The following is a 23,396-nucleotide window of genomic DNA, read 5'->3' as shown; positions in this document are numbered from 1 at the left end:
GTTGCGGGGTTGACCTGTTACTCCGCCACCAGGCTCACATCATCGACCTTGAGCCACTGGCCGTCCCGCCCTTCGGAATACAGCCCCACCTGCACGCTGCCGTTGCTGACCGCCACCCCAGGCACGGTCACCTCGGTCCAGCCGCCGCGCGCCGTCGCGAGCGACACCGCCGCTTCCGGTCCGCCGTGGCCGTAGGCGTACAGGCGCGCCACCTTCTGGCCGCCGCTGCTTTTCACCCAGGCCTTGAGCGTGTAGCGGCCATTGGGCAAGGTCACGTTCTGCACCGCGCTGCCCATGGTGTGCTGGTCGTGCGCCAGCGTGAGCGCCCAGCGTCCGGAGCGGCGGTCCAGTACGTTGACGGTGGGACTCGGCCCTTTCAGATTGGTCCAGCTGACCACCCAGCCGGCAACGCCGGTCTGCGCCACGCGGTCGGCCTCGAAACCGGGGTTGCGCACGTAGTTGTTGCCCTTGCCCGCCTGCCAGGCCCCACTTTGGGGGTCGAGCGAAAATTCGCTCAGCGAGTGAAACACCGGCGCCGTGCCCTCGAACGTGAGCGGCACCCAGATGTTATACCCATCGCCGTTACCGGCGTAATTGCTCCAGCGGTCGCCGGCAAACAGCACCATGCCCTGCTTGCCGCCAGTTACGGGAATGAAAAAGCCGTTTTGCGAGACGTGCGAAAAGTCGGCTTCGGTGCCCTCGATCAGGCGCTCGGGCGAGTACGGCCCGTTGATGCTGGCGGCGGTCATGTAATAGCTGCGCGAAGCGTTCCAGCCGTGCAGCTCGGACGAGCAGAAATAATACAGGCCGTTGTGCTTGAACATGGCGTTGCCTTCACGTCCACCGGCAGGCGCCTGGTGCACCAGCGTGGCCGGTTCCACCTGCAGAAAGTCGCTGGCGCGCAATGGCGCCACGTACAAATGGCGCCGTTCGCCGGAATTGCTGAAGACCAGGTAAGGCTGGCCGTCGTCGTCGACGAACACGGTCTGGTCGCCGGTGGCCGGGCCGTTGACGTTGGCGACCTGGGTTTGCAGGCTGTGGTAGGTGAAGGGGCCGGCAGGCGTGTCGCTGGTGGCGAACAGTACGCCGTTGCCGGCGCTCTTGCTGCCGTACTGGGTGATCAGCACGTATTTTTCGGTGCGCGGGTGGTAGACCACGCCAAGGCGGCCCAGCCAGGCGTCGCGCTCGAAGATCTTGCCGGGAGCCGCCACCTTGATGACCTCGCCCTCGTTGGTCCAGTTGACCAGATCAAGCGATGAATAGGCTGTGACGGCATTGAATTTCGTTGAAGCACCGTCGGCCTTCCGGTCCTTGATGTAGCGCACTGCCTCCTCGTACTTGACGCCGTACCAGTAATACCTGTCGCCCACCTTGAGCACGCCGCCGCCCTGCGAGTAGATCGGTGCGCCGCTGGTATCGCGCCAGAAGTCGCCATTGCGGATGGTGCGGTTGGCTGCAGCTGCGGTGGCGCCGGCGGTCGGGCTGGCAGAGTTGGCCGCGCTCGCCGGGTTGGCGTCGTCGGCCGTGATCGCCGTTTCGGGCGCGTTGTCCGCCGCGACAGGCCCGGCGCCCGCCATGCCGGACGCGGCCATCGCCAGGAGCAAGCCGGGCAGCCAGCGTGCGCAGCTTGTGTTTTTTGTTATCGAACACCGCATCAGTCTCTCCTCGTTGTTATGCCGGAAATTCTAGCGGACGAGGAGCACCCGGGCTATGCCGGTTCGGGCGGCAGGCATATCAAAACTGCCGCCGCGAGCATTTAGTCATCGCGGTGATTGAAACAGCTCCTTGTACAGCGAAGGCTGGCAGCGCAGGTACTGGTTGGCCGCCTTCACCTGTGCGCCCAGCGCGGCCGCCGCGTGCCACGGCCAGCGCGGGTCGTACAGCACGGTGCGCGCCAGCGCCACCAGGTCGGCGTCGCCATTGCCGATGATGGCTTCGGCATGCAGCGGATCGGTGATCAGGCCCACCGCCACCACCGGTATCTTGACCACGCTTTTGACGGCGCGCGCCAGCGGCACCTGGTAGCCGGGACCGACCGGGATTTGCTGGTCCGGGTGCGAGCCGCCGCTGGAGACGTGGATCGCATCCGCTCCGTGCGCCTCGAACATCGTGGAGATGGCTTGCGCCTCTTCGATGGTAAAGCCGCCCGGCACCCAGTCGGTGCCGGAAATGCGCACGCTGATGGCGCGGTCGTGCGGGAATGCTGCCCGCACCGCGTCGAACACTTCGAGCGGGAAGCGCGCGCGGTTGTCCAGCGAGCCACCGTATTCGTCGGTGCGCCGGTTGGAGACCGGCGACATGAACTGGTGCAGCAGGTAGCCATGCGCGGCGTGGATCTGGATCACGTCGATGCCCAGGTCGGCGGCGCGCCGTGCGGCGGCATCAAAGCCGTCGCGGATGCGGCGCAAGCCTTCCTTGTCGAGCGCCGCCGGCGGCACATAGTCGTCGCGGAAGGCTACCGCCGACGGTCCGACGGTAGGCCAGCCGTTAGGCTGGCCCGGGGCGATCTGGGCGCCGCCGTCCCACGGTTTCTGGGTGGACGCCTTGCGGCCGGCGTGGTTCAGTTGCACCGCAACCGGCATGTCGGACCAGCGCCGGATCGAGTCGATCACCCGGCCCATGGCAGCCTGGGTGGCGTCGTCGTACAGGCCCACGTCGCCGTAGCTGATGCGCGCTTCGGGCAGCACGGCGGTCGCTTCGATGGTGAGCAGCGCCGCGCCCGACTGCGCCAGTTGCCCGAGGTGCATCTGGTGCCAGTCGTTCATGCAGCCATCGACAGCCGAGTACTGGCACATCGGCGCGATGACGATGCGGTTGTCGAGCGTGAGGTTGCGGACCTTGAGCGGCGTGAATAATCGGGATTGCGGCATGGTGCTTCCTTTTGTTTAGCGTAGCAGGTTGACTTTGGCCAGGTCGATCAATTGGCCGGCGCGGCCATCGAGCACGGCCCTGAGCATGAACAGGCCGAAGTTGCCGGCCTCCTCCATTGAGGTTTTCGGCGGCATGATCAGTTCCTGGCGCGGCGTGACCACGTCCACCAGCACCGGCCCCTTGTGGGCCAGTGCGGCGGCAATTGCACCTTCGAGCGCCTGCGGGTCTTCCACGCGGATGCCCTTGATGCCCATGGCTTCGGCCATGGCGGCGAAGTTGGGGTTTTTCAGGTCGCAGCCCACGTCCGGATAGCCGTTCGCCTTCATTTCCATTTCCACGAAGCCCAGCGTGCCGTTGTTGAGCACCACGATCTTCACCGGCAGGTCCAGTTGCAGCAGCGTGAGGAACTCGCCCATCATCATGGCAAAGCCGCCGTCGCCGGAGAACGATATCACTTGCCGGTCCGGGTGCGACACTTGTGCGCCGATCGCGTGCAGCATGGCGTTGGCCATCGAACCGTGGTTGAACGATCCTACCAGGCGGCGCTTGCCGTTGAGTTTCAGGTAGCGCGCGGTCCAGGCGATGGGCGTGCCGACGTCGCAGGTGAAAATCGCGTCGTCTGCCGCCAGCTCGCTGACGATGCGGGTGACCGCCTGCGGGTGGATGTGGCGCGTACCTTCGTCGAGCTCGGCCAGTTTGTCCAGGTCCTTGCGGGCTTCCACGTAGTCTTGCTGGGCGCTGGACAGGAAGCTGCCGTCGGTCTTGGCCTCGAGCCTGGGCAGCAGGGCGGTCAGTGTTTCCTTCACGCCGCCCAGCAGTCCGAGCGTGAGCGGGCAACGGTTGCCGAGCGCCTCGGCGCGCACGTCGATCTGCACGATCCGCGCATGTTCGGGGAAGAACTGGCGATACGGAAAATCGGCGCCCAGCACCACCAGCGTATCGCAACGCTTCATGGCCTTGTAGCCGGACGCAAAGCCCACCAGGCCGGTCATGCCCACGTCGTAGGGGTTGTCGTATTCGATGTGTTCCTTGCCGCGCAGCGTGTGGACGATGGGCGACTGCAGCGTGCGCGCCAGTTCCATCACCTCGGCATGGGCGCCGGCGCAACCGGCGCCGCAAAACAGGGCCACGCGTTCGGACTCGTTGAGGATGGTCGCCAGCTGCGCCACCTCGGCCGCTTGCGGCTGGACCGATGGCGCCACTGGCAGCAGCCACTCGGGTGGTTCGGCATGCAGGCGCCCGGTGGCGATGTCGCCGGGGATGACTACCACGGCCACGCCGCGCCGGGCTACCGCCACGCGCATGGCGCGGTGCAGGATCTGCGGCAGCTGCGCCGGGTTGGACACCAGCTCGACGTAATGGCTGCACTCCTTGAACAGGCTTTCCGGGTGGGTGGACTGGAAGTAGTCGATGCCGATTTCGGCGCTCGGAATATGGGCGGCAATTGCCAGCACCGGCACGCCGCTGCGCTGGCAGTCGTACAGGCCGTTGATCAGGTGCAGGTTGCCGGGACCGCAGCTGCCGGCGCACACGGCCAGCTCGCCGGTCAGATGGGCCTCGGCGCCAGCCGCAAAGGCCGCGCCTTCTTCATGGCGCATGTGCACCCAGTCGATCTGCGCCTGCCGGTGCAGCGAATCGGTGAGGCCGTTGAGCGAATCGCCCACCACGCCATAAATACGCTTGACGCCCGCCTGGGCCAGGGTGCTTGCCAGATAGTCCGCTGCAGTTCCACTCATGGTCAATACTCCTCGATCAATGGTTCAAGATGATAAACGGTTCAAGATGAAACCAGTGTAGCGGCGCGCGCCGGCGTTTGGCATCTCCTATTGTGGAGGTAAGCGCGCCCTGCTGCGGTCATTGATCCAGTCATGCACGCGGCCACGCACCTGCGCCGCCATGCGCACAGGGAAGCGTATGAATCCGTGCGGCGCCTCGGGCACCACGTGGCATTCGACAGCTGCCACGGCGCCCCAGCGCGCGGCCATCAGCGTGGTGTCGTCGCGCAGCGGATCGCGCTCGCCGGCCACCATGATTGCCGGCGGCAGCCCGGCCAGGTCGCCGTACAACGGCGACGCCGGCGCCGCACGGCGCTGCTCGTCGGTGAGGCCGGGCGTGAGCAGGCGCAGCGACGCGGCCATCGACGGCCCGTGCAGCACCAGCGTATTGGCGCCGGCTGCGTGCACGCTCGGCGTGCCGGCCAGGTCGTAAACGCCGTAATACAGTATGGCGCCGTCGATACGGCGCAGCAGATCAGGCCAGGCCTTGAGCCGTAGCAGCGTGGCAGCAGCCAGGTGGCCGCCGGCAGACTCGCCGAGCACGAACACCGGCAAGCCGTCGAATTCCGGCAGACCGCCACCGAGCAGCCAGCGCGCGGCCGCCAGGCAATCGTCCATGATGGCGGCCAGCGGCGCACTGGTGGCCAGACGGTAATCGACCGACACCACGGCCACGTCGCAGGCGGCAATCAGTTCGGCGTTGAGCTGGTCGTTCATTCTGGCGTTGCCGATGGCCCAGCCGCCGCCGTGAAAATCGAGCACCACGGCGCGCGCCGGCCCGGGGCCGCGCAGCAGCCGCACCGGCACGCTCAGCCCGTCGGCCTGCACCGTGCACCGCGCGATGCGCACGCCGGATCTGATGGTGCGCACGTCAGGAACGAACTGGGACAGGCGCAGCAAGGACTGGATCATGAACGGCATCACCCGGTTGCTGATCCTGAAACGCGGAGCCCAGGCCAGCTTGCGGTTGAAGCTGCGCATGTCGTCAAGCGCCCGCGGTTCAAACACCAGGCTCATCGCGCCCGGTCTTCCTTGCGGGTGGCGGCAGCGAGAATGCGTTCGACCACCGGGCGCGGCACCTTGCGCACCAGCAGGAAGGCGGCGGCACTGCGTTGACCGTAGGTGCGGGCCCACTCGAGGCCCTGGCGCACGATGGATGCCTGGTGGGCATCGGTACGCGGAAGTTTTTTGATATCCATCTCATCACTATCGCATAAGGCGCGCCGGCGCACGGTACGGCGGCGAACAGTGCGCGCAGTCTTCCACGGTACACTCTGGCGCTTGACAGTAAAAAGGATGAACCGATGTTACGTTTGATAGTGCCATTGCTGGCCTGCTCGCTACTCGGCCGCTGCGCCCTCACCCGCGTCTACAGCGCCACGCTGGACGAAGAAGCTGCAAATCTTAATGCGGTCGGCCTGACTTCATGTTTTTGAAATTAGCGTGGCTTGATTCCAGGCTTAGGTACGGGCACCTGTATCCGAAAATTGTGTAGTGCGCTTAATAACTCAGGCGCGCCGATCAAAGGGCTTGAGAGGCCCTGTGAGGCAAGCTTGCCTCTCGCCCGGTCAAACAGGACCACCGCCTTAGCGTTCGGGAGATGGCGTGAAACATACATGAAGCCGTCAACTTTCAGGGGATTGTCAAATACAGCTTTTGCCCATTTCTGCGTTACCTTGTAGTTTCCCGTTCCTGATAATCCCGCATGTCCTCCCATCGCCTTTAACAAATGGCCAGTCAAGTCGAATAGATTCAACCTTGCCACGAACCGATGGACCCAGCGGCGATCAAATTCAGACCGGGCAATGCTGAATTTCCCTTTGGCATGCACCGCGTCGTGCAGCAAAGACTAGGCGAGGGCAACATTCAAAACTCAGTCCCGGGTAACAGCTGGCATATTCTGGTGCTTTAACCACGCATCCGGGTGCGTCGAAACGATTACCCCCGCTGACACCGAAAAACGGCTCGTCGCTGGAAAATCCCGAAATGCGTATCATCTCGCACGCCGAGAGTGAGACCACATCCAGGTCGGTACTGGTCGAGAGGGATTTATCCGGCACCCTCAGCCGAAGAGCAGCCAATCACGCCTCGCGAAATGCTACTGCAGCTGCCAAGACCTGCTCAAATTTTCCTCGACGAAGCGCCTCCACAGGGGTTTTCTTACCCAGTGAAACGCGAGGATTCATAAAGAATTGCAATTTGCTGGAACCTGCCAGGCGCTCCAGCGCCTTGCTCACTTTTTGAACGGCCCGACGGTCAATTTTTTTGTCAGCAAAGAATGCCGGATAGAGCTTTTTGCCAGCAGCCCCATCAAGCGAGAACATGCGTAGTTCGGCCTCGGCTTTATTGATAGCCTGGCGTGTTACCCCCATCAATGCTGCCAGCACTTGCGAGTCAAGCAGCTGGCCGCTCTTTTCCAGCGTACTCGTCTCACTGCGCTCCATATCGCTCAAGCGTTCAAGAAACTCCAGGTTCTCTGTTGGCGAAACCATACCAGCTTCATCTTCCGCTGTTGCACTTCCGGCCGAGGAACGCCGCTTGATCCGTGCAACGAGATCGGCCATCTGCTCGCGGCTCATCTTTGGAACATGACGCAAATGTTGCGAAGAAAACTGCAGGCTGGAGGTTGCGGAATTTAATTTCTCGATCGCTTCGTCGGTCAGCTGCACAACGTAAAAGCCATCGCCGAGATCAGCGCCGCGTAGTATGAGGGCAGGCGATCCTGAAGCACGCTCTTTTGAATGCGCGCCGTACCTTGCCTGATCCTGCCGCAACTCTCGCGGACGCGTGGTTTTTTCAACGGATTGCTTTGACATCACAACCTCCTTTTCGAATGGTTTGATTGTACACGCATGTCGCAAGTTGGCAACCAAAGCAACCAAAACAACTTTTTAGCAACAGGCTGGCGATCAGCGATTGGCACCTGCATGTTATTCTGCGCGCCACCGACACCCCGAGAGAGACCATGAGCACCACCGACCTGCCCTTCCGGGCCACCACCGCCGAAGCCTGCGCCTGGCTCGCCCAAGAGACGGGCGCGCCGTGGACCCTGGCGCGCATGCTCGAGAACGCGCTGATCCCGGTGGTCTGGCTCGACTACGATGCTGCTTATCCCGAGCTGTTCGGCGACGCCAACGGCGGCTATGCCGCCCCGGTCTATTTCGAAGACGACGTGGCCCGGCTGGCGGCCGGCAGCGCGGACGTGCTGATCACCATGACCAAGGACGCCTACAAGCTGCCGGTGCGGCTGCCGCCACCCGGCTTTACCCGTCCACTGGACCAGCTGCGCTTTCAGAAGCGCGACCTCGAACGGCTGGTGGCCAGGCTGAAACAGGAGGCGCAGGTCTCGAAAGAGGAAAAACAGAAACTCGCCACCACCGAAACCCAGGCCGGCATCGGCAAGGCCGAAGTGCTGCAGGCGTTTGGCGCGCTGGTGAAGTTGAACCTGGAGCAGGCGCTCGATGAAGCGATCGGGATTTTTGGCGACGATGGCGCGCGCGTCAAAGCCAGCGCCAAGAAGTCGAAGCGTAACGCGGTATGGAACCCGGTCACGCTGGCCCTCGGCCTGCACGACGTGTACCGCGCCCCGATCGGCCCCTTGAAGCGGGCATTCAAGTCGCACGACTTCCTGCATGCATGGCTGGGCAACTGGGAAGAGTCGCTGCGCCTGCTGGGCAAGTGACCTAAGTGCTGGTCGCCTTGGCCAGCTTCTGGATGCGGCGCGGTTTGTCGTTGATGATCTGGTGACGCTTGTGGTCGGTCATCTTTTTCCACGAGCGCGCCTCGTCCAGCGTGCGCAGGCATTCGCCGCAGTAGCCGGTCCGGCCTTCGAATTCGCACACGCCGGTGCAGGGAGACTTGACTGCCATGAATACCTTCAACAAGAAAAAGGCCGGCAACAAGCCGGCCTTCGAATCGCTATTTTACCGCACAGCCAGGATCAGCTTGCAACGCCCATGAACGGGATCACGCCACACACCAGCGCCGCCACCAGCATCACCAGCGAAGCCGAGATCGCCCAGAGCAGCGTGTACCGCTGGTGGTCGCCGAACTCGATCTTCGCCATACCGACCAGCAGGTAGGTGGACGCCACCAGCGGGCTCAGCAAGTGCACCGGCTGGCCGATGATCGAGGCGCGGCCGATTTCGGCGCCGGTGATGCCGTAGACCGCAGCGGCCTTGGCCAGGATCGGCACGATACCGAAGTAGAACGCGTCATTCGAGATGAAGAACGTGAACGGAATGCTGAGCAAACCGGTAACGATGGCCAGGTGCGGGCCCATCCACTCTGGAATCGCATAGATCACGCTTGCCGCAATCGCATCGACCATCTTGGTGCCTTGCAGGATGCCGACGAAAATACCGGCGGCAAAGATCAGCGAGACCACCGGCAGCACATTGCCGGCGTGGGCGGCGATGCGCTCTTTTTGTTCTTCCATGTTCGGGTAGTTGATCATGATGGCCACGGCAAACGCAATCATGAACAGCACCGGCAGCGGCAGCACGGCCAGCACCAGCATTACCATCAGGCCCAGCGTCAGCAGGAAATTCACCCAGATCAGTTTCGGACGCGCGGTCTTCGGATCGCCGACCTTGATGTCGTCGCAGTTCTCGACCTCGGGCGGGCAATTCATGTGGATGACCTTGCGGTCGCCGCCCGAGCGGCGGGCAACGAAGCGCGCACCGTCGCTGTGGCCGAATTGCATGTCGCCATTGGACGGGGTGTAACCGCCCATCGCAGCATTGGCCTGGCGCGGTTGTTCGAAACCGGCATAGGCTTTCTGCGGAACCGGGGCGGCGTCTTGCTCTTCCTTGGCAACCTTGGCAGCCTTGGCAGCTTTCGATTTCAGCGGCAGCAAGTCCACCACGCCCAGGCGTTTGCGTTCCTTGCGGCCCAGAACATAAGCCACGAACAGCACCCAGCACACGCCGACGATCATGGCCGGGATCATCGGCACGAAGATGTGGCCGACGTCCACGCCCAGGGCGCTGGCGGCGCGGGCGGTCGGGCCGCCCCATGGCAGGATATTGAACACGCCGCCGGCCAGCATGATTACGCAGGCCATCACCAGGCGGCTCATGCCGAGGCGCTGGTACAGCGGCAGCATGGCCGACACGGTAATCATGTAGGTGGTGGCGCCGTCGCCGTCGAGCGAGACGATCATCGTCAGCGCGGCCGTGCCGACCACGATTTTCAACGGGTCGCCCTTGACCAGTTTCAGGATCAGCTTGACGACCGGGTCGAACAGGCCGGCGTCGATCATGATGCCGAAGTACAGGATGGCGAACATCAGCATGACGCCGGTCGGCGCCAGTTGTTTGATACCCGCGAGCATCATCGGCCCGAGTTCGGGGGCAAAGCCGCCGATCACGCCGAACAGCACCGGCACCAGGATCAGCGCCACCAGCGCCGGCAGGCGCTTGGTCATGATCAGGAACATAAAGACAACGACCATCGAATAGGCTAGCACGGTCAACATTTGATTTCCTCCAAGCATTTCATCTCCGGCAATCACGCCGGGGTTATAGTTTTCTCGCATATGCAACATCAGCAATGTGAATACTATAAACGCCCGAAGCTTTCAATTGTCTTTCAGTGCGGGCCGAGGCGTTCATGACAATGTGCTGGCCTCGCCGCGAGCGATCCTCCGACCAGGTACGACCCTGTTGAATGTGCAGTATCATGGCGAGCTTTGGTAAACGCTTAACAAGCAATTACAGGCAATCACAAACGATCACAAGCAATCTCATGAGCAAAGCAGCATCGCCGTACGGGCAACAGTTTTTTTCCAATCCAAAAATGGTGCTGGCGCTGGCCACGCTGTGCTGTGTCCTGTGGGGCAGCTCCTTCCCGGCGATCAAGAACGGTTACGAGATGCTCGGTATCGCTCAGCATGACGTGCCGTCCAAGCTAATTTTTGCCGGTTATCGTTTTCTGCTCGCCGGCCTCTGCCTGCTGGTGCTGGCCGCTTGCATGCGCAAACCGGTGCTGCGGCTGGACCGCAAACAGTTCGGCCAGGTAGCGGCACTCGGTGTGGCGCAAACCGGCCTGCAATACGTGTTCTTTTATATTGGCCTGGCGTACACCACCGGCGTGCGCGCCTCGATCCTGAACGCCACCACCACCTTCTTCAGCGTGCTGCTGGCGCACTTCGTCTATCACAACGACAAGCTGTCGCCGCGCAAGAGTATTGGATGCCTGCTCGGCTTTGCCGGCGTATTGACGGTCAATGCCGGCGGCGGTCCGCTCACCGCGCCGCCGTCGCTGCTGGGCGAAGGTTTTATCGTCATTGCCGCGTTCGTGCTGTCGGCGGCCTCCATTTACGGCAAATACGTCTCGAAGAACATGGACGCGATGGTCATGACCGGCTGGCAGCTGGCCATCGGCGGCCTGGCCTTGCTGGTGGGCGGGTACGTGACCGGTGGCACCCTCGGTACCATGACGCCGGCCTCGACTGCACTGCTGGTGTACCTGGCATTGCTCTCGGCCGTGGCCTTTACCGTGTGGAGCTTGCTGCTGAAGTACAACCCGGTCGGCAAGATCAGCGTGTTCGCCTTCCTGGTGCCGGTATTCGGCTCGGCCTTGTCAGCCTTGTTCCTCAACGAAACCATCCTGGAATGGAAAAACCTGGCCGCGCTGCTGCTGGTATGCGGCGGGATATGGCTGGTGACGCGAAGCAACCAGGATTAGTTCCCCTAGGCGTTGAGTTAGTCAAGGGAAGGTAGTAATGTTCATGTTCGAAGGTAAAACATAACAGACGCCGGGGAGACACAGGTGCATCGTGACTACGACTTCGTGATAATCGGCTCCGGCTTCGGCGGCAGTGTTTCCGCACTGCGGCTGGTGGAAAAAGGCTATCGCGTGGTGGTGGTCGAGCAAGGCCGGCGCTGGAGCGCCGACAACCTGCCCAAGACCACGTGGTCGCTGTCGCGCTGGCTCTGGCGCCCGGCGCTGGGATTGAACGGCTTTTTCAGCATGCAGTTCTTTCGCCATGTCGTTGTCCTGCACGGAAACGCGGTCGGCGGCGGCTCCATCACTTATGGCAATACCCTGCTGGTGCCGCCTGCCACGGTCTGGTCACAGGGCAGCTGGGCCGGTCTGAACGACTGGCAGGCCGTCATGCCAGGCCATTTCGAGACAGCCAAGCGCATGCTGGGCGTCACGACCAACCAGCTGCTGGGACCGGCGGACCTGCGGCTAAGGGAGATGGCCGCTGCGGTGGGCGTGGAAAAATCGTTTTATCCGACCGAGGTGGGCGTGTTCTTCGGCAAGCCCGGCGTCACCTATCCCGACCCGTATTTCGGTGGCGCCGGTCCGGCCCGCACTGCCTGCGACGGCTGTGGCGGCTGCATGGTCGGCTGCGGCAAGAACGCCAAGAACACGCTCGATAAAAACTACCTGTACCTGGCCGAGCAGCAAGGTGCGGCACTGTTCGCGGAGACCAGGGTGGCCGACGTGCGACCGTTGAACGACAAGGCCGACGGTGCGGACGGCTACCGGGTGGAACTGCTGGTGGTATCCGGACCCGAACGCGGCCAGCGGCGCCGCATCAGCTGTCGGGGCGTGGTGTTTGCCGCGTCGTCGCTGGGCACGCAGGATTTGCTGTTCCGGCTGCGGGACAAGGGATCGTTGCCGAACATCTCCGACGCCCTGGGCAAGTACGTGCGCACCAATGCCGAGTCGCTGATCGGCGTGCGCTTCCCCGGTTCCGGCCCCGATCTGTCGCGCGGCGTCGCCATCGGTTCCGGCATCCATATCGATACCCACACCCATATCGAGACAGTACGCTATCCCGAGGGCTCGGACGCCATGGGAATGCTCACCACCGTGATGACGCTGGGCCGACCCGGCTGGACCAGGATCGTCACCTGGGCCGCCACCCTGCTCAAGCTGCTCGTCACGCGGCCGGTAACAACCTTGCGCGCGCTCTCACCTCGTGGCTGGGCGCGCGAATCGATGATTTTCCTGTGCATGCAAACGCTCGACGGCCATCTGACCATGAAGCTCAAGCGCCGCTGGTTCTGGCCGTTTTCAAAACAGCTGACCACGCACGGCGCTCGCATTCCCACCTTCATCCCTTCCGCCAACGACTTCACCATCAAGGCCGCCAGGGCCACCGGCGGCGTGCCGCTCACATCGATGACGGAGATCCTGCTCAATATCCCGATGACCGCGCATTGCATGGGCGGCGCCGGCATCGGCCGCACACCTGCCGAAGGTGTGTGCGATGGCAGGAACCGCGTGTTCGGCTACCGCAATATGTACATCTGCGACGGCTCGATGCTGGGCGCCAACCTCGGCGTCAATCCCAGCCTGACCATCACGGCGCTGACCGAACATGCGATGAGCCATGTGCCGCCGCGCGCATGAAATCGACGAACGCGCGCAGTTTTCCCGGCATGTGTTCGCGGTGCGGGTAGTACAAATGAAAGGCGTCGTCCAGGCCCCAGTGATCGGTCAAAATATGCCGCAGCGCGCCGCTGTCCAATTCCTGCCGCGCAAACGCTTCCAGCACAAAAGCGATGCCGTGGCCTTGTAGCGCGGTATCGAGCACGGTGCGCATTTCATCGAACGTCAGGCGCCCCTGCACATCGATGTGTACGCTTTGCCCCTGGTCGTCAAAACGCCAGTCATACATTCTGCCGCCGACCGAGTAGCGCTGGCGGATGCAATTGTGTTCGAGCAGTTCGGCGATGGCAGTGGGCTCGGTGCGCTCGCGGAAGTAATCGGACGCCACCACCACGATGCGTTTTTGCACCATGCCCAACAGCACCGAAATCATGTCGTTCTGCAGTTTGCGGCCCATCCGGATGCCCACGTCGAAACCAGCGTTGACGATGTCGCTGAGCTGGTTATCGAGCGAGACCTCCACGTTAATCAGCGGATAGTGCGCAAGGAAAGCCGCCAGATGCGGTTCGACCAGGATGCGGTAGGCCACATACGAGCAACTCACCCGCAGCGTGCCCGACGGTTGATCGGTCGCGGTCAGGGCTTGCGCCAGCGAGTTGCGTATCAACGCCAGCGCCGGCGCCAGCGACGCGTTCAGGGCAGCACCCGCCTCGGTCAGGCTCACACTGCGGGTGGTGCGGTTGAACAGCCGCACGCCCAGTTGCGCTTCGAGCTTCTTGATGGTGCGCGAGATCGCCGTGGGGGTAACGCCGAGTTCGGCCGCCGCGCGCGCAAAATTCAACCGCCTGGCGGCAGCCTCGAAGGTCATCAGTCCGGGCAGGTGCAGGGGCGGCGCAGACTGCCTATCGATTATGACTTTTTTATCCATACTCTATCTCCGGCAATGACTATTTACGTCATTATCGTCGATCCGCATACTGGTTACATCGCACCACTACGAGACCCACGTCATGAACAAAATCTTCGAACCTCTTACCCTGCGCGGCGTCACGCTGCGCAACCGCTACGTCCTCAGCCCGATGTGCCAGTACACGGCAAAGGATGGCTATGCCAACGACTACCACGCGGTGCACTACGGCCGCTTCGCCCTCGGTGGCTTCGGCTTGCTGATGCTCGAGGCGACCGCAGTCGCGCCGGAAGGCCGCATCACCCATGGCGACCTGGGCCTGTGGGACGACGACCATATCCCCAACTTGGCGCGCATTGCGGCGTTCGCCAGGAGCTACGGGGCCACGCCCGGCATCCAGATCGCTCATGCAGGCCCCAAGGCCAGCATCCAGCGCGCCTACGAAGGCAACGGCCCGCTCGACCAAGCCGATGCCGCCCGCGGCGAACTGCCGTGGCAGGTAGTGTCGCCGAGCGCGCGCCCGGTAGCTGCCGGCTGGCTGGTGCCGGATGCGCTCGATGCGCAGGGTATCGCCAAGGTGCGCGCCGACTTTTTGGCGTCTGCACGGCGCGCGTTGCAGGCCGGCTTCGATGTGCTGGAACTGCACTACGCCCATGGTTTTCTGCTCAATGCCTTTTTGTCGCCGCTGACCAACGACCGCACCGACGAATATGGCGGCAGCTTCGAAAACCGCATCCGCCTGCCGTTGGAAATCGCCGTCGAGGTGCGTGCGCTTTGGCCGCAGGACAAGCCGCTGTTCGTGCGACTGTCGGCGGTCGATGGCAGCAGCGACGGCTGGACCATCGCAGACAGCGTGGCGTTCGCCAAGATTTTGAAGGAAGTCGGCGTGGACGTGATCGACTGCTCGGCCGGTGGCTTCAACGTCTATGACTACCCGACCGGCTACAGCTTCCAGGTACCGTTCGCTGCCCAGATCCGCCGCGAGGCGCAGATCGGCACCATGGCCGTGGGCATGATCGTCGATCGGCGGCAGGCCGAGGCCGTGATCGCCGGCGGCGAGGCCGACCTGGTTGCCCTGGGCCATGCCGCACTGCGCGACCCGCATTTTCCGCTGCATGCGCAGCAGCAGGCTACACAGACAGCCTGGCATCCTCAGGTAGGCTGGTGGCTGCAGCATCGCCAGGCCAAGTTGCAGCAACTGGGGCCATGGACCCCCGCCAATGCTGCCACGCCGCCTGCCGGCACCGGCAGCCACCGTAGCGACGGCAGCAACCAGTAGCGACCAGCAGCAACCCGCAACCACCGGCACCAACAACCAGCCCCATGCCGGCCACCCGGCCGGTTTTACCATGAAGAGGAGCAATACCATGAACAAACCAATCTACGTGCAAGACTATCAAGCCATCGTCGCGGTACTGGACCAGTACAACCAGGGCGCCAAGCAGGCCGACAGCAGCCTCATGACACCGGCCTTTCACCCGCAGGCCACCATGTTCGGCGTCGATGGCGCGGGTAAGCTGACCGGCGGCGCCATTGATCTGCTGTTCGAGGGCATCGACAGCAGCTTCAAACCCTCGCCCGAAGCGCAGGGTGCAATCGTCAACGTCGACATCGTGGGTACGGCCGCCAGCGCGCGCATCGACACCAATGACATCTCCGGCTTCTGCTTCACCGACTTCTTCAACCTACTGAAGGTCGACGGCCATTGGACCGTGGTGAGCAAGATCTATCACACTCACGTGGTGCCGTGATGGAGCAGCGGGCGACCGGTCGATGGTGACGGCAAGCATGAATGTTGTTACTATCGCCGCTTTGTCCGCCCACGCCCCTAGCCTACAGGAACTCCATGGCCGTCTCCAGCGCAACCGCACCATCCACCGCTCCCCTCATTGCCGCCGACCCGGTCGTGCTCGGCATCCTGGTCGCCATCCTGGCGCTGGTGATGGCGAGCGAGCGGTCCAGTAATCCGTTCTGGCGCAAGTTTTACGCGGTGGTGCCGGCGCTGCTGCTTTGCTACTTCATCCCCGGCTTGCTCAACACCTTTGGCGTGATCGACGGCGAAACCTCGCGCCTGTATCCGATGGCGCGCGACTACCTGCTGCCGATGGCGCTGGTGCTGCTCACCCTGGCCTGTGACCTCGGTGCGATTGCCAAGCTGGGCCCCAAGGCCGTGATCCTGTTCCTGACCGGCACCGCCGGCATCATCATCGGCGGACCGGTCGCACTGGCCATCATGGGCGTGTTCGATCCGTCGCTGCTGAATCCCGAAGGCCCCAACGCCATCTGGCGCGGCATGACCACCACTGCGGGCTCCTGGATCGGCGGCGGCGCCAACCAGGCAGCCATGAAGGAAGTGTATGGCGTGGGCGCGGACGTGTTCGGCAAATTCGTCGCGGTCGATGTCATCTGCGCCAATATCTGGATGGCGTTTTTGCTGTTCCTGGCCAGCCGCAGCGCGCGCATCGATGCCTGGCGCGGCGCCGACACCAGCGCGCTCGACGCGCTGCGCGTCAAGGTCGAAAAAGTGCAGCTGGACAGCGCGCGCGTCACCAGCTCGTATGACATGGTGTGGATCCTGGCTTACGGCCTGGGCGCTACCGGCCTGGCACATTGGCTGGCCGGCATCATCGTGCCGTTCATCAAGACCCACGCGCCGGAACTGGAGCGCTTCAGCCTGACCGCCAACTTCTTCTGGGTGACGGTGCTGGCCACCACGTTCGGCCTGCTGCTGTCATTTACCCGCGCCAAGAAGCTCGAAGGCGCCGGCGCCTCCAAGGTGGGTTCGGTGTGCATCTACATCCTGGTGGCCACCATCGGCATGCAGATGAACCTGGCGGCGATCTTCTCCGATCCCGAGCTGTTCGTGCTCGGCCTGATCTGGATCAGCTTCCACGGCGCGCTGATGCTGGGCATAGCCTGGCTGATCAAGGCGCCGGTCTTTTACATGGCGGTGGGCAGCCAGGCCAACGTCGGTGGCGCCGCCAGTGCTCCGGTAGTGGCCAGCGCCTTCCACCCGGCACTGGCGCCGGTGGGCGTGCTGCTCGCCGTGCTCGGCTATGCGTTGGGCACCTATGGCGGCTGGATCGCCGGCCAGTTGCTGAGGCTGCTCACGGGAGCTTAACGAGTGTAGAATATGCGGTTGGCAATACAACAATAATCATCTCCAGGGGACCTCGAAAAACCGTAGCGAGCGGTTCGTTATCGTCGCGAGTAGCGCAAGCGTACGGCTGTACGCTGAGCAACGGAGCGGCGATAGCGGATCGCGCAGTAGGTTTTTCGAGGTTCCCTCCACGCAGAGAGGAACTCCGAGACATGCCTCACCAACAGCAATCCCGCCCGGTGCGCCGGCTCATCATCGCCGGCGGCGGCACCGCCGGCTGGATGGCCGCCGCCGCCCTCTCCCGCACCCTGGGCAAGGTGCTCGACATCAAGCTGGTCGAGTCCGACGACATCGGCACCGTGGGCGTGGGCGAAGCCACCATCCCGAGCCTGGCGCAGTTCCACCGCCTGATCGACATCGACGAGCGCGACTTCATGGCAGCCACCCAGGCCACCTTTAAGCTCGGCATCAGTTTTGAAAACTGGCGTGCGCGCGGCCACGATTACATCCACGCATTCGGTTCCACCGGCACCGACCACTGGACCGCCGGCTTCCACCACTTCTGGCAAAAAGGCCGCGAGGCCGGCATTGCCGCCGACTACGGCGACTACTGCCTCGAGCACAAGGCCGCGCGCGCGCTGCGCTTCGGCCACCTGCCCGACGACGGCCTGGTGTATGCCTATCACCTCGACGCCAGCCGCTACGCGCGCTACCTGCGCCGCTATGCCGAACACTTCGGCATCGAACGCATCGAGGGCAAGATCGCCGACGTCCAGCGCGACCCGGCCAATGGCAACGTCGCGGCGCTGGTGCTCGATTCCGGCCGCCGCCTGGAAGGCGACCTGTTCCTCGACTGCACCGGCTTCCGCTCGCTGCTGCTGGGCCAGACCATGGGCGTGCCATACGATGACTGGTCGCAATGGCTGTTCAACGACAGCGCCATCGCGGTGCAGACTGAATCGGTCGGCCCGGCCGTGCCGTACACGCGTGCGATCGCCCACGACTGGGGCTGGCAATGGCGCATTCCGCTGCAACACCGCACCGGCAACGGCATGGTGTTCTCGAGCCGCTTCGTCGATGACGACACCGCGCGGGCCGCGCTGCTGGCCAACCTGGAAGGCAAGCCGCTGACCGAGCCGCGCGTGATCCGCTTCACGCCCGGCCAGCGCCAGCAGGTATGGGCCGGCAACGTGATCGGCCTGGGCCTGGCTTCGGGCTTCCTCGAGCCGATCGAATCGACCAGCATCCACCTGATTCAGCGCAGCATCGTGCGCCTGTTGCAGCTGTTCCCGACCGAGGGCATCGAGCCGGCCGACGTGGCCGAATTCAACACCCAGGCCGCCGACGATATCCGCACCATCCGCGACTTCATCATCCTGCACTACAAGGTGACCGAGCGTGACGACACGCCGTACTGGCGCGCCGCGCGGGACATGGCAGTGCCGCCGTCATTGCAGCACCGGCTCGACCTGTTTGGCGGTTCGGGCCGGGTGTTCCGCTCCCAGAACGAGCTGTTTTCCGAGAACTCGTGGGTGCAGGTGATGCTGGGCCAGGGTTTGATTCCGCGCACGCAGCACCATACCGCGCACGTGATGCCCGAGCGCGAGCTGGCAGCATTCCTGGATGGCATCCGCACCGGCATCGACCGGACGGTGGCGCAGATGCCGGGGCACCAGGCGTACGTCGAGCGGTACTGCCCTGGGGGCAAGCCATAACCACAAGCGCCGTATCTTGTACCGCGCTGGCCGCTGTGATGACCAGGATGCTGGCCTGCGAGCCGCCCGACAGTTCGACAAATTTTTTCAGGATGCCCCGGCCATCGGTGCGGTCTTCGCTGCCACCGATGATGACCAGGTGGCCGTTGCGTTCTGGTTTGCTGTTGTCCATTTAGTCTCCGTTCGAGGTTGGCATGGCCCGGTTGCTATGGTGTCGCGCTTCCGTACGGCTGACGGCGATGATGCCGACGTCGCTGTCGGCAGGCAGCAGCGCCACCCCGCGTTCGAGCGCCTGCTGCAACGGCACGCCGTCCGCGATCCACTGGTACACGGTATGGGAGAGCAGCAGCGGGATGATGTCTTCGCCGGTGCCGGTCGCGGCCACCGCGCCTTCAGGCCCGGCATAAAAACCGGCGCCGATGAGCGGCGTGTCGCCCACCCGCCCCAGCAGCGCCGGGCTGACGCCGCCGGTGGAAGCTGCCACGGCGAAATGGCCTTCGGCGTCGCGGGCGACAGCGCCCACGGTGTCGCAGCCTTCGGCCGCCGCCGGTACCGGCTGGTCGGGATAGTTCCATTGACGCAAGAGCGCCGCGCGCTTGGCCGTCTCCGCCGGCGACGGCGCTTTCAGTGCCTGTGCCAGCTTGACCGCACGGCGCTTGGCCTGCTCGCCGGTCACCGGCAAGGAAGATTCGAGCATGCTGACCTCGGCAAATCGCTGCGCGCCTTCACCGGCCAGCAGGCGGTGCGGCGTGTTGGCCACTTCGCGTGCCAGCAGCACCGGGTTGCGCACGTCGCGCACGCACGCCACCGCACCCAGCCTGCCGCGCGTGTCCATGACCGAGGCGTCCATTTCGATGGTGGCGCCGTCGGGGGCCACCACCGAACCGGTGCCGGCATTGAAGCGGTCATCGTCTTCGAGCACCATCACGGCGCGCACCACTGCGTCGAGCGACTCGCCGCCGGCTTGCAGCACATCGAGGGCGGCGCGCGCTGCCACCTGGCAGCCGTCCACGTCGTCCTGCGAGGCGCCGGCGCCGCCGTGCACCACCACTGCCACCGGGGCGCTCACGGCTGTCCCCTCGACGATTTTCCTGCACCGGCGGGAATGGTAGGCGGCTTGTCGTGTAATGGCAGCATAGAAAGGTCCGGGTTGGCGTGGGCGGATGAAACGAATAAATTCTAGCAAGGCCAACTCGCGTGCTCTGTGCGTCTTTGAGCCAGGCCGATGTAAGACCAGTCTGATCGTCAGTGGGCCAAATAATCATCGCCGCGATCACTTGGATGGCGCGATCCAAGAATGGATGACTTCGAGTCACAGTGTGGCTATGCTGGGCGGTTTGATTACGGAGGCCTGCCATGGACCCGGTTGTCACAATGTTCGCCCGATTGCCGATGCCGATGCCGATGCCGATGTTGCTGGCGTTACTGGCCTGCGTCGCGACCACGGGCCATGCCGCCGTCCCCGTCACCGAACAGCGCTACCTGTCCGGCCAAGGGCCGGCAACGGCGGTGCCATGGGACTTCAAGGTGTCCGACGGTCGCCGCGCCGGCGCCTGGTCGACGATACCGGTGCCATCGAACTGGGAGCTGCAAGGATACGGTGGCTACGATTACGGTGAAGGCGCCAAGCGTCACAACGAGCAGGGCCAGTACCGGGTGAAGTTTGCCGTGCCGCCGGCCTGGCGCGGCCGCACCATCCGGCTGGTATTCGAAGGCGTGATGACGGAGGCGACGGTACGGGTCAACGGCAGGCCGGCCGGGCCGCCCCACATCGGCGGCTTTTACCGTTTCGGCTACGACATCACCAAGCTGGTCAAACTGTCCGCCGACGCCGACAACCTGCTGGAAGTCGATGTCAACAAGGCGGCGTCGGACGCGGTCAGCGAAAAGGCCGAGCGGGCCGGCGACTACTGGGTCTTCGGCGGCATCTTCCGTCCCGTGTGGCTGGAAGCGGCGCCGGTGCAGGCCATTGCAGCCGTGGCGATCGATGCGCGAGCAGATGGCTCCCTGTCCGCGCACGTGAATTTGTCGCACCCTCTGCCTGGGGCCACGGTGGACGGCCAGGTATTCGATGCGGGCGGCAAAGCGGTCGGGCCGGTGTTTCGCGCCGTGCTGCCGGATTCCGCCAGCGCTGGCGTCACCTTGCGCGCCACCCTGGCCGCGCCGCGCCTGTGGTCCGCGGAAACCCCCAACCTCTACACGCTGCGCCTCACCCTGCGCCGCGGCGGCAAGGCGCTGCATACGCAGAGTACCCGCTTCGGTTTCCGCACCTTCGAAGTCCGCCAGGGCGACGGCCTGTACCTGAACGGGCGCAAGATCGTCATCAAGGGCGTCAACCGCCACAGCTTCCGGCCCGCGACAGGCCGCGCCCTCGACCGCGCCGACCACTACGCCGACGCGCGCCTTATAAAATCGATGAACATGAACACGGCGCGCATGTCGCACTACCCGCCCGATCCCGCCTTTCTCGAAGCGGCGGACGAACTGGGCCTGTACGTGATCGACGAATTGTCGGGCTGGCAGGCCGCGCACGGCACCGCCATCGGCCGCAAGCTGGTGGCGCAGATGGTGCCGCGCGATGTCAACCACCCGAGCATCCTGTTCTGGGCCAACGGCAACGAGGGCGGCTTCAATACCGATCTCGATGCGGAGTTCGGCAAGCACGATCCGCAGCAGCGCCCGGTCATCCACCCTTGGGCCATCTTCAATGGCCTCGATACCAAGCATTATCCGAACTGGAACCTGGTCAACGAACGCCTGCGCGGCCCCAACCTGTTCATGCCGACCGAATTCATGCACGCGCTGTACGACGGTGGCGGTGGTGCCAGCCTGCAAGACTATTGGGACGCGATGATGGCGTCGCCCATGGGCGCGGGCGGCGTGATCTGGGCGCTGGTGGACGAAGGCGTGGTCCGCACCGACCAGGCCAAACGCATCGACCCGTATGGCACGTACGGCCCGGACGGCATCGTCGGTCCGCACCACGAGAAGGAAGGCAGCTACTACGCGGTCAAGGATATCTGGTCGCCGGTCAAACTGGGTGCTGCCAGGTTCGATGCCGGCTTCGACGGCACGCTGCCGGTACACAACCGTTATGACTTCGTCGGCCTGGACCAGGTGCGTTTCGACTGGCGGCTGCTGCGCTTCGCCAGCCCGGACGATGGCTCGACCAAGCCACGCGAACTGGCCAGGGGTGCGGGCAGCGCCAGCGGCGTGGCGGCGCGCAGCGATGGCAAACTCGATCTGCACTTGCCGGCCGGCTGGCGCCAGCGCGATGCCGATGCGCTGGAGGTCACCGCCACCGGCGCCGATGGGCAGCAGATCTGGACTCGGACTTATCCAGCCAGGGATTTGTCCCAACGCCTGTCTGCCCGATTTGCCGAACCGGCGCGGCTGGCGCACGCCGCCAGCCGCCAGACCGATTCTGCCAACAGCGCTGCGCCAACAACTGTTACCGCTGCTGCGCCATCGTCAGCCGCACCCACGGTAAGCACAACGGGCGACACTGTGCGCCTGGCGGCCGGACCGGTGAGCGCCATCTTCGACGCGGCCACCGGCCAGCTGCGTACGCTGCAACACGGCAGCCGCGTGTCGGCCCTGACAAACGGCCCGCGCCTGGCCTACGCCCGTCCGCTGGCCGCAGCCGATACCGAGGTGGCCTGGCTGCCGCTGGCAGTCGATACCGCAAATCATGCGGGCGGCAACGGCGGCATCCCGGCTGGCGCCACCGTCCACCGCCTGGCCACGCCCCAGACAGCCAGCGTCATCGAAGTCGTCCCCGCATTCGGGAAGGGCGCCGCCTACGCCCGCTTCAGGATCGAGATCAGTGCCGACGGCGCCAACTGGAAAACCGTGTTCGACTCCACCCGCCGCAAATCGGACGGCAATGCTTACCGCATTCCGCCACAGCCGGTGCTCGCCGTACGCATCACCAACGCCACCGACCAGCACGGCCAGAAACTCGCCCTGAACAGCGTACGGCTGGGCCACGCCGCCCGGCGATTTCCGTTGCTCGGAGCGGCCAATAGCGCCAGTGCCAGCGCAGCTGGCATAAGCTCCGGCACCAGCACCGGCACCGGCGCCAATGCCGACGGCAAACCCGTCGCCTGGATCGAGGCCAGCCAAAGCGGCGGACTTGATCGCGTGCGCTGGACCATGGCCGCGAACGGCGACCTGACGCTCGATTACAGCTATCGCCTGGACGGCGCGGTGCAATACCACGGCATCACGTTCGACCACCCGGAAGCTGCGCTGCGCAGCACGCGCTGGCTCGGTGAAGGCCCCTATCGCGTGTGGAAAAATCGACTGCAAGGCACCTGGCTCGGCGTGCACGAGGTGGTGCAGTTCGACCAGCAACCGGGCGAGCGCTTCCGCTACCCGGAGTCGCAGGGCTTCTTTGCCTGCGTGCGCTGGGCGCGCTTCGACACTGCCACCGGCAGGCTGCACATCAACAGCAACGACAACAAGGCGGAAGGCTACCTGCGCGTGGGCACGCCGCGCATCTCGCACGCCAATACGACGGTGGAATTCCCTGCCGGCGACCTGTCGTGGCTGCACGCGATCCCCGCCATCGGCGAGAAATTCACGCCCACCGAAGCGCTCGGCCCTGCAGCCGCCTGGCCGATGGCCAATGGCGGCTACGAAGGCAGCCTGACATTGCGCTTCGACTGATGTCCACC

At 64.2% G+C, this 23,396-nt stretch carries 19 protein-coding genes; 8 read left to right on the top strand and 11 right to left on the bottom strand.

Annotated elements, in window-relative coordinates; all coding sequences use genetic code 11:
- Positions 1 to 17: 17 nt before the first annotated feature.
- From DUPY_RS07895 to DUPY_RS07870, 7 genes are all read right to left on the bottom strand, one after another.
- Positions 18 to 1,655 carry a family 43 glycosylhydrolase gene (locus tag DUPY_RS07895; protein WP_229255279.1) on the bottom strand — a complete coding sequence of 546 codons (1,638 nt, stop codon included), beginning with the start codon at positions 1,653 to 1,655 and terminating at the stop codon, positions 18 to 20.
- A 105-nt stretch (positions 1,656 to 1,760) separates the two neighbouring features.
- Entirely contained in the window at positions 1,761 to 2,870 is a 1,110-nt protein-coding gene (locus DUPY_RS07890; protein WP_070247270.1) for an NADH:flavin oxidoreductase/NADH oxidase, read from the bottom strand.
- A gap of 15 nt (positions 2,871 to 2,885) precedes the next feature.
- Complete coding sequence (gene poxB, locus DUPY_RS07885) at positions 2,886 to 4,607, bottom strand: ubiquinone-dependent pyruvate dehydrogenase (RefSeq protein ID WP_070247269.1); 1,722 nt, start codon at positions 4,605 to 4,607, stop codon at positions 2,886 to 2,888.
- An 87-nt stretch (positions 4,608 to 4,694) separates the two neighbouring features.
- Complete coding sequence (locus DUPY_RS07880) at positions 4,695 to 5,663, bottom strand: alpha/beta hydrolase (protein ID WP_070247268.1); 969 nt, start codon at positions 5,661 to 5,663, stop codon at positions 4,695 to 4,697.
- The gene (locus DUPY_RS07875) at positions 5,660 to 5,845 is read right to left on the bottom strand and encodes a hypothetical protein (protein WP_070247267.1); all 186 of its coding nucleotides are present in this window, start codon (positions 5,843 to 5,845) and stop codon (positions 5,660 to 5,662) included. Before DUPY_RS07875 ends, DUPY_RS07880 begins: the two co-directional genes overlap by 4 nt.
- Before the next feature lie 239 nt (positions 5,846 to 6,084).
- Positions 6,085 to 6,411, bottom strand: a complete 327-nt coding sequence (locus tag DUPY_RS29225; RefSeq protein WP_371851761.1) for an RES domain-containing protein — start codon at positions 6,409 to 6,411, stop codon at positions 6,085 to 6,087.
- A gap of 316 nt (positions 6,412 to 6,727) precedes the next feature.
- Positions 6,728 to 7,462 carry a hypothetical protein gene (locus DUPY_RS07870; RefSeq protein WP_141749464.1) on the bottom strand — a complete coding sequence of 245 codons (735 nt, stop codon included), beginning with the start codon at positions 7,460 to 7,462 and terminating at the stop codon, positions 6,728 to 6,730.
- 149 nt (positions 7,463 to 7,611) lie between these two features.
- On the opposite strand from DUPY_RS07870, the gene DUPY_RS07865 reads away from it, so the two are divergent.
- Positions 7,612 to 8,328 carry a hypothetical protein gene (locus tag DUPY_RS07865; RefSeq protein ID WP_070247265.1) on the top strand — a complete coding sequence of 239 codons (717 nt, stop codon included), beginning with the start codon at positions 7,612 to 7,614 and terminating at the stop codon, positions 8,326 to 8,328.
- Position 8,329: 1 nt separating this feature from the next.
- Here DUPY_RS07865 and DUPY_RS07860 read toward each other — a convergent pair whose 3' ends face one another.
- Together DUPY_RS07860 and DUPY_RS07855 are read right to left on the bottom strand one after the other, a co-directional pair.
- Entirely contained in the window at positions 8,330 to 8,515 is a 186-nt protein-coding gene (locus DUPY_RS07860) for a DUF1289 domain-containing protein (protein WP_070247264.1), read from the bottom strand.
- Positions 8,516 to 8,586: 71 nt separating this feature from the next.
- Entirely contained in the window at positions 8,587 to 10,125 is a 1,539-nt protein-coding gene (locus DUPY_RS07855) for a CitMHS family transporter (RefSeq protein ID WP_070247263.1), read from the bottom strand.
- Positions 10,126 to 10,394: 269 nt separating this feature from the next.
- Between DUPY_RS07855 and DUPY_RS07850 the strand changes: the two genes are divergently transcribed.
- Complete coding sequence (locus DUPY_RS07850) at positions 10,395 to 11,336, top strand: DMT family transporter (RefSeq protein WP_070247262.1); 942 nt, start codon at positions 10,395 to 10,397, stop codon at positions 11,334 to 11,336.
- Positions 11,337 to 11,420: 84 nt separating this feature from the next.
- Positions 11,421 to 13,016 carry a cholesterol oxidase gene (choxAB, locus tag DUPY_RS07845; RefSeq protein ID WP_070247261.1) on the top strand — a complete coding sequence of 532 codons (1,596 nt, stop codon included), beginning with the start codon at positions 11,421 to 11,423 and terminating at the stop codon, positions 13,014 to 13,016.
- Here the strand turns inward: choxAB and DUPY_RS07840 are convergent.
- Positions 12,967 to 13,923, bottom strand: a complete 957-nt coding sequence (locus tag DUPY_RS07840; protein WP_070247260.1) for a LysR family transcriptional regulator — start codon at positions 13,921 to 13,923, stop codon at positions 12,967 to 12,969. The two genes, choxAB and DUPY_RS07840, sit on opposite strands and share 50 nt — an antisense overlap.
- Positions 13,924 to 14,005: 82 nt before the next feature.
- Here DUPY_RS07840 and DUPY_RS07835 point away from each other — a divergent pair, with 82 nt between their 5' ends.
- The 4 genes from DUPY_RS07835 (at position 14,006) to DUPY_RS07820 (ending at position 18,717) form a co-directional block, all read left to right on the top strand.
- Positions 14,006 to 15,181, top strand: coding sequence for an NADH:flavin oxidoreductase/NADH oxidase (locus DUPY_RS07835; RefSeq protein ID WP_084640600.1), 1,176 nt, complete (start codon positions 14,006 to 14,008; stop codon positions 15,179 to 15,181).
- Between the two features lie 88 nt (positions 15,182 to 15,269).
- Positions 15,270 to 15,653 (top strand): nuclear transport factor 2 family protein, encoded by a 384-nt coding sequence (locus DUPY_RS07830; protein ID WP_070247290.1) that lies wholly within the window; start codon positions 15,270 to 15,272, stop codon positions 15,651 to 15,653.
- Between the two features lie 95 nt (positions 15,654 to 15,748).
- Positions 15,749 to 17,023, top strand: coding sequence for a DUF819 family protein (locus tag DUPY_RS07825; RefSeq protein WP_070247259.1), 1,275 nt, complete (start codon positions 15,749 to 15,751; stop codon positions 17,021 to 17,023).
- A 191-nt stretch (positions 17,024 to 17,214) separates the two neighbouring features.
- The gene (locus tag DUPY_RS07820) at positions 17,215 to 18,717 is read left to right on the top strand and encodes a tryptophan halogenase family protein (protein WP_070247258.1); all 1,503 of its coding nucleotides are present in this window, start codon (positions 17,215 to 17,217) and stop codon (positions 18,715 to 18,717) included.
- A gap of 172 nt (positions 18,718 to 18,889) precedes the next feature.
- Here DUPY_RS07820 and DUPY_RS07815 read toward each other — a convergent pair whose 3' ends face one another.
- Positions 18,890 to 19,786 (bottom strand): isoaspartyl peptidase/L-asparaginase, encoded by an 897-nt coding sequence (locus DUPY_RS07815; RefSeq protein WP_229255278.1) that lies wholly within the window; start codon positions 19,784 to 19,786, stop codon positions 18,890 to 18,892.
- Between the two features lie 287 nt (positions 19,787 to 20,073).
- Between DUPY_RS07815 and DUPY_RS07810 the strand changes: the two genes are divergently transcribed.
- Complete coding sequence (locus tag DUPY_RS07810; RefSeq protein ID WP_229255277.1) at positions 20,074 to 23,388, top strand: glycoside hydrolase family 2 TIM barrel-domain containing protein; 3,315 nt, start codon at positions 20,074 to 20,076, stop codon at positions 23,386 to 23,388.
- Positions 23,389 to 23,396: the final 8 nt, after the last annotated feature.

This window comes from Duganella phyllosphaerae (assembly GCF_001758785.1).
GTDB lineage: Bacteria > Pseudomonadota > Gammaproteobacteria > Burkholderiales > Burkholderiaceae_D > Rugamonas > Rugamonas phyllosphaerae.
This window is presented reverse-complemented; position numbering and strand designations above follow the sequence as displayed.